Genomic DNA, 6,374 nt, shown 5'->3' on the forward strand with positions numbered 1-6,374 from the left:
GTCGGGGTCGGCGGTCACTCGGGGCTCGTGTACGGGACTCGCGCCGAGTATTGCCTCGCCCGGGTGAGCGCGGCGCCTACGCAGGTCGCCGTCGCTCAGCTGCCGTTGTGCGGAGCGCGATCAGCCCAGGCGCTGCTTGACCAGCTTCGACACCAGGCCCATGTCGGCCTTGCCGGCCAGCGCGGGCTTGAGCGCGCCCATCAGCTTGCCCATGTCGGCCGGACCGGCGGCGCCGGTGCTGGCGATGGCGGCGTCGATCGCGGCGAGGATCGAGGCCTCGTCCATCTTTGCCGGCAGGTAGCGCTCGATGACGACGATCTCGGCCTGCTCGACGTCGGCCAGGTCCTGGCGCCCGGCGTCGCTGTACTGGCTGACCGAGTCCTTGCGCTGCTTGACCATCTTGTCGAGGATCGCGATGACGGCGGTGTCGTCCAGCTCGACGCGCTCGTCGACTTCCTTCTGCTTGATCGCGGCGTTGATCAGCCGGATCACGCCCAGGTCGTGCTTGTCGCCGGCCTTCATGGCCGCCTTCATGTCGTCGTTCAGTCGTTGCTTGAGGCTCATCGTCTCGTCCTGCGGGAAGGACCGCCCGGTCGGGGCGGGGAGGGCGCATCCGGGATCGTCAGCAGGCCCCGGGGCTCGGGCCAACACAAAAAGCCGACTGCGCAGGGGCGCGGCCGGCTTCTTGCGGGCTTCCGTCGGTGCCCGTCGCCACGCCCAGGGGGCCTGGCGGTCGGGACCGCGCGGTGCGGATCAGTACAGGCGCTGGCGCTTGGTGACGTCGCGCGAGGCGCGGCGCGCCTGACGCTTCACCGCAGCAGCGGCCTTGCGCTTGCGCTCCTGGGTCGGCTTCTCGTAATACTCGCGCTTGCGGGTTTCGGCGAGGACGCCGGCCTTCTCGCAGGTGCGCTTGAAGCGACGCAGGGCAAACTCGAAAGGCTCGTTTTCGCGGACTTTGACGCTGGGCATACAGGATCTCGGTAACGGGAACAGACCCGGTTCGTCCGGGCGAGCCGCGTATGATAGCGGGGTCGATTGGCCCGCTGCAAGTCCGGCGCGCGCGAAACGTCCGGCGCCGGCCGGTTTGCGTCGTGCCGGGGGCCTTGCCGGCATGCGCGAACCCCGTCGTGGCGGGCTTCCGGCGGCCTGGGGCGCGCGCTGGCGTTGGCCCGCCGCCGGGACGGCATGGCGTACCCTAGTCGATGCGGCGGCGCCCCGTGCGCCCTGCTCCCCATTCCCCGGAGGCCCGGAGTTGAACGTCCTCGGCATCGAAACCAGTTGCGACGAGACCGGCGTGGCGGTGTACGACACCGCGACCGGGCTGCGCGCGCATGCCCTGTACAGCCAGGTCGCGCTGCACGCCGAATACGGCGGCGTGGTGCCCGAGCTGGCCAGCCGCGACCACGTGCGCAAACTGCTGCCGCTGGTCCGGAAGACCCTGGCCGACGCCGGCATGTCAGTGTCCGACCTCGATGGCGTGGCCTACACGGCCGGGCCGGGCCTGGTCGGCGCGCTGCTGGTGGGCGCCGGCGTCGCGCGCGCGCTGGCCTGGGCCCTGGACGTCCCGGCGATCGGCGTGCACCACATGGAAGGCCACCTGCTCGCGCCGCTGCTGGAGGAGGATCCCGCCCAGGGCCGGCCGGAGCCGCCTTTCGTCGCCCTGCTGGTCTCCGGCGGCCATACCCAGCTGGTCCACGTCGAGGCGATCGGCCGCTACCGCCTGCTCGGCGAGACGCTGGACGATGCCGCCGGCGAAGCCTTCGACAAGACCGCGAAGATGATGGGCCTGCCGTACCCCGGCGGGCCGCAGCTTGCGGCGCTCGCCGAGCGCGGCCGGCCGGGCGCGTTCAGGTTCTCGCGCCCGATGACCGATCGCCCGGGCCTGGATTTCAGCTTCAGCGGCCTGAAGACCCAGGTGCTGCTGGCCTGGAAGGACAGCGACCAGGAAGACGACACCCGCGCCGACATCGCCCGCGGGTTCGAGGATGCCGTGGTCGAGACCCTGGCGATCAAGTGCGGGCGCGCGCTCGATGCGACCGGCTGCGACACCCTGGTCGTCGCCGGTGGCGTGGGCGCCAACACCCGCCTGCGCGCGCGCCTCCAGGCCATGGCCGCCGAACGCGGCGGCCGCGCCAGCTTCCCGCGACCGGCCTTCTGCACCGACAACGGCGCGATGATCGCCTTCGCCGGCGCCCTCCGCCTGCAGGCCGGCCAGCACGACGACGCCTCGGTCAAGGTCGCCCCGCGCTGGGACATGGCGTCCCTCCAGTCGGTGGGCGGGTAGGGGATGGGGAGCAGGAAATCCCTCAGCCCTCCATCCACCCAACACCAATCACCAATCACCACACCCCCCATGGACCACGTCTTCATCGAAGGGCTCCGCATCGAGGCCCTGATCGGCATCTACGACTGGGAGCGGCGCGTGCGCCAGCCGCTGGTCTTCGACATCGAGATGGCCTTCGACAACCGCGTGCCTGCGGCCACCGACGCCATCGGCGACACGCTCGACTACAAGGCGGTGAGCAAGCGCGTGATTGCCTTCGTGCAGGCGTCCGACTTCGGGCTGGTGGAGACCCTGGCCGAGCGCGTCGCCGGCCTGATCCTCGAGGAGTTCGGCGTACGTCGCCTGCGCCTGAAGCTGAGCAAGCCGGGCGCGGTGCGCGGAGCGCGCGCGGTCGGCGTGGTGATCGAGCGTTCGCGCGGCGATGCCGCCGGCGCCTGAACCGGTCTTGCGTCCGCAGCGTCGCGCCTCTTGAAGATGCACGCCGTGCGCTTACCCTGATGTGATGGATGGCCTGAACACCGTATTGCCCGAAAGCCTTGTCGCCCGCATGCAGGCCGCGCCCGAAGCCGCGGCGGGCATCGACTGGACCGTCACCGTGCTGGTGCTGGCCGGCCTGTTGCTGCTGGCCGTGGTGGTCGACTGGCTGACCCAGCGCATCGTGCGCCCGCTGCTGACCCGCGTGGTGCGCGCCAGCCCGACCCAGATCGACGACGCCCTGCTGGCCCGGGGCGTGATCAAGCAGGTCTCGCACGTCGCCCCGGCACTGGTGGTCTATCTGGGCGTGGCCCTGGTGCCGGCCCTGCACGACACCCTGTCGCTGGTGCTCGGCAAGGCCGCGCTGGCCTACATCGTGCTGGTGCTCGCGCTCGCGGTGGGCGCCTTCCTGTCCGCGCTGAACGACCTCTACGAGCGTCGTCCCCATGCCCACGACCGCCCCATCAAGGGCTACGTGCAGCTGGGCAAGATCGTGGTCTACACCATCGCCCTGATCACCATCGTCGCGGTGCTGATCGGCAAGTCGCCGCTGCTGCTGCTCTCGGGCCTGGGCGCGCTGGGCGCGGTGCTGCTGCTGGTGTTCAAGGACACCATCCTGTCGCTGGTGGCCAGCGTGCAGATCGCCTCCAACGACATGGTGCGCGTCGGCGACTGGATCGAGATGCCGGCGCTGGGCGTGGACGGCGACGTCGTCGACATCGCCCTGCACACGATCAAGGTGCAGAACTTCGACAAGACCATCGTCACCGTGCCCACGCACCGGCTGATCGAGGACAGCGTCAAGAACTGGCGCGGCATGAGCGAGTCGGGCGGTCGCCGGATCAAGCGCGCGCTGCATATCGACCAGGGCGGCGTGCGCTTCCTCGACGCGGCGATGCGCGCGCGCCTGTCCCGCTTCGCGCTGCTGGCGCCGCACTTCGAGCGCAAGCAGGCCGAGCTGGCCGAGTGGAACGCGCAGTCGCCGGAGCGCGCCAGCGAGCCGGTGAACGCACGGCGCATGACCAACATCGGTTGCCTGCGGGCCTACATCACCGCTTACCTGCAGTCGCACCGCAACGTCGACCACGGCAAGACGCTGATGGTCCGCCAGCTGCCGCCGGGACCGGAGGGCCTGCCGCTGGAGGTCTACTGTTTCGCCAACACCACGGACTGGGGCGAGTACGAAGGCATCCAGTCGGATATCTTCGACCACTTGATGGCGATCCTGCCCGAGTTCGGCCTGCGCCTGTTCCAGCAGCCCGGGGGCGCGGACCTGGTCGCCGGACTGGCGGCCCTGCGGGCGCCGGGCCCCGCCACGGCGGGAATGGACACGGATACGAACACGGAGGTGCATGCATGAGTCGTCCCCGCATCAGCAAGGCCTACCTGAGCCTGGGCAGCAACCTGGATCCGGAAGCCAACCTGCGCAGCGGCATCGACGCATTGCGCGCGCACTTCGGCGAGATCGTCCTGTCGCCGGTCTACCGCACGGCGGCCGTGGGCTTCCGCGGCGACGACTTCCTCAACGCCGCGGCGGTCATCGAGACCGGGCTCGACCCCTACGCCCTGAATGCCTGGCTGCACGCCCTCGAGGATGCGCACGGGCGCGACCGCCGCGGTCCCCGCTTCGGCAACCGGACGCTGGACATCGACATCGTGCTGTTCGACAACCGCGTGCTCGACGGCCCCGGTAACCTGCACATCCCGCGCCCCGAGCTCAAGCATGCCTTCGTGCTGCGGCCGCTGGCCGAGATCGCGCCCGACGTGGTGGTCCCTGACGATGGGCGGACGCTGTCGCAGATGTGGGTCGGCCACGTCGACTACGACCTGCCGATGGAAGTCGTGGCGATCTGAGCCGCGCCGGCGGGCGGGGGCACCGCCGCCTCCGTTTTCGGACTCCTCCCGGTCTGGCAGGGCATCTGAAGGTCATTTTCTGACCTTCAGGGGCAGAAATTGTCACGGGATGGTCGTATGATCGGCCGCTGATCCGGGGAGATGGACGATCATGATCGAGAAATTCTCGCGCAGTTGGACGCTCGTCAAGGCCAGCGCGTCGGTGTTGCGCTCCGACAAGGCCCTCATGCTGTTCCCGCTCATCTCGGGGCTTGCGACCCTGCTGGTGCTGGCGACCTTCGCCCTGCCGAGCTTCGCGCTGGGCATCTTCGACAACGGCCTGACCGCGATCAGTGCGTTCTGGGGCTTCCTGTTCTATTTCTGCCAGTACACCGTGATCATCTTCTTCAACTGCGCCCTGGTCGGCGCGGCGATGATCCGCCTGGACGGCGGCGACCCGACGCTGGCCGATGGCTTCCAAGCGGCCCGCTCGCGCTTCGGCGCGATCCTGGGCTACGCCGCCATCGCCGCCACCGTGGGCATGTTGCTGGGCGCGCTGAAGAACCGCGAGAACAACTTCCTCGTCCGCCTCATCGGCAGCGGCCTGGGCGCGATGTGGACGCTGGCGACCTTCCTGGTGGTGCCGATCCTGGTCAGCACCGACGTCGGGCCGGTCGATGCGCTCAAGAGCAGCGTCAACCTGCTCAAGCGCACCTGGGGCGAGAGCGCCATCGGCCAGGTCGGCATCGGCCTCGTGTTCGGCCTCATGACCCTGGTCCTGGTCCTGCTGGGCGTGGCCTGCACCTTCTTCGCGGCGCAGGCCTCGGTGGCGGCCGCGATCGGGGTGGCCGTCGTCTTCGTCGCCGCGATCCTGCTGATGGGCATCTACCAGGCGGCGCTCAGCGGCGTCTACTCGGCCGCGCTCTACCGCTTCGTGACCCAGGGCGAGGCGCCGCCCGCGTTCCAGGGCGTCGACCTGCAGCACGCCTTCGCCGCGAAATAAGCCGCGTCGCCGCCCGGTCCACGACCGGGCGACACGGGGGCGGCGATCGCCGACAATGACGGCATGACCGCCCCTTCCCCCAGTGCCGCCGGCGCCCGTCCACGCGCCGTCGCGGCGCGCGTGCTCGATGCCGTGCTCCTGCGCGGCCGCTCCCTCCGGGTGGAGCTCGCCAAGTCCCTGCCCACCCTCGAGGACCCCCGCGACCGCGCGCTCGTGGAAACCTTGTGCTTCGCCGTGCTGCGCCAGCCGGGGCGCTTCGAAGCGGCCCTGTCGAACTGGATGCCGAAGCCGCCGGGGCGCCGCGACGGCGAACTGAAGACCCTGCTGTTCGTCGGCTTCGCGCAGCTCGATCCGCTGGGCCTGCCGGCACACGCCGCCGTCGCCTCGACCGTCGAGGCCGCGCGCGTGCTCGGTCGCCGGCACCAGGCCGGCCTGGTCAACGCCCTGCTGCGCCGCGCCCAGCGCGAAGGCCTGCCCCCGGGCTCGCCCGAGGCCGACTGGCCCGACTGGCTGCGCGAGCGGATCCGTGCCGACTGGCCGTCGCATGCCGCGGCGATCTTCGCCGAGAGCGTGGCGCCGCCGCCCCTGTGGCTGCGCGTCAACCGCCAGCAGGGCGACCGCGATGCCTACCGCGAGCGCCTAGCCGCCGCCGGCATCGAAGCGCGCCCCGACCCCGACCTCGCCGATGCGCTGCGCGTGGAAGGCACGCTCGCGGTGGCCAGCCTGCCGGGCTTCACCGCAGGCGCGGTCTCGGTGCAGGACGCGGCCGCGCAGGCCGTG

8 protein-coding genes are annotated in these 6,374 nt (G+C 70.7%); 6 read left to right on the forward strand and 2 right to left on the reverse strand.

The window, feature by feature from the left end:
• Window positions 1-120: 120 nt before the first annotated feature.
• Window positions 121-564, reverse strand: a complete 444-nt coding sequence (locus FKV25_RS00545; RefSeq protein WP_141516842.1) for a GatB/YqeY domain-containing protein — start codon at window positions 562-564, stop codon at window positions 121-123.
• Window positions 565-753: 189 nt separating this feature from the next.
• Window positions 754-969 carry a 30S ribosomal protein S21 gene (rpsU, locus tag FKV25_RS00550; RefSeq protein WP_111267721.1) on the reverse strand — a complete coding sequence of 72 codons (216 nt, stop codon included), beginning with the start codon at window positions 967-969 and terminating at the stop codon, window positions 754-756.
• Between the two features lie 283 nt (window positions 970-1,252).
• Between rpsU and tsaD the strand changes: the two genes are divergently transcribed.
• The 6 genes from tsaD to FKV25_RS00580 form a co-directional block, all read left to right on the forward strand.
• Window positions 1,253-2,284 (forward strand): tRNA (adenosine(37)-N6)-threonylcarbamoyltransferase complex transferase subunit TsaD, encoded by a 1,032-nt coding sequence (tsaD, locus tag FKV25_RS00555; protein ID WP_141516843.1) that lies wholly within the window; start codon window positions 1,253-1,255, stop codon window positions 2,282-2,284.
• 69 nt (window positions 2,285-2,353) lie between these two features.
• Window positions 2,354-2,722: a dihydroneopterin aldolase gene (gene folB / locus FKV25_RS00560; RefSeq protein WP_141516844.1), complete on the forward strand. Its 369-nt coding sequence runs from the start codon at window positions 2,354-2,356 to the stop codon at window positions 2,720-2,722.
• 85 nt (window positions 2,723-2,807) lie between these two features.
• Window positions 2,808-4,118 (forward strand): mechanosensitive ion channel family protein, encoded by a 1,311-nt coding sequence (locus FKV25_RS00565; protein WP_246071801.1) that lies wholly within the window; start codon window positions 2,808-2,810, stop codon window positions 4,116-4,118.
• Window positions 4,119-4,129: 11 nt separating this feature from the next.
• Complete coding sequence (folK, locus tag FKV25_RS00570; protein ID WP_141516847.1) at window positions 4,130-4,612, forward strand: 2-amino-4-hydroxy-6-hydroxymethyldihydropteridine diphosphokinase; 483 nt, start codon at window positions 4,130-4,132, stop codon at window positions 4,610-4,612.
• A 151-nt stretch (window positions 4,613-4,763) separates the two neighbouring features.
• Window positions 4,764-5,594, forward strand: a complete 831-nt coding sequence (locus FKV25_RS00575; protein WP_141516846.1) for a DUF6159 family protein — start codon at window positions 4,764-4,766, stop codon at window positions 5,592-5,594.
• 63 nt (window positions 5,595-5,657) lie between these two features.
• On the forward strand, window positions 5,658-6,374 hold a 717-nt coding region (locus FKV25_RS00580), incomplete at its 3' end, for a transcription antitermination factor NusB (protein WP_281286201.1).

It is taken from the genome of Marilutibacter aestuarii (assembly GCF_006546775.1).
In the GTDB taxonomy this organism is placed as follows: domain Bacteria; phylum Pseudomonadota; class Gammaproteobacteria; order Xanthomonadales; family Xanthomonadaceae; genus Marilutibacter; species Marilutibacter aestuarii.

What these genes read in the sequence shown, in the direction of transcription:
- rpsU (WP_111267721.1), bottom strand. Translation starts at nt 969, where the DNA reads ATGCCCAGCGTCAAAGTCCGCGAAAACGAGCCTTTCGAGTTTGCCCTG.
- FKV25_RS00575 (WP_141516846.1), top strand. Translation starts at nt 4,764, where the DNA reads ATGATCGAGAAATTCTCGCGCAGTTGGACGCTCGTCAAGGCCAGCGCG.
- folB (WP_141516844.1), top strand. Translation starts at nt 2,354, where the DNA reads ATGGACCACGTCTTCATCGAAGGGCTCCGCATCGAGGCCCTGATCGGC.
- FKV25_RS00545 (WP_141516842.1), bottom strand. Translation starts at nt 564, where the DNA reads ATGAGCCTCAAGCAACGACTGAACGACGACATGAAGGCGGCCATGAAG.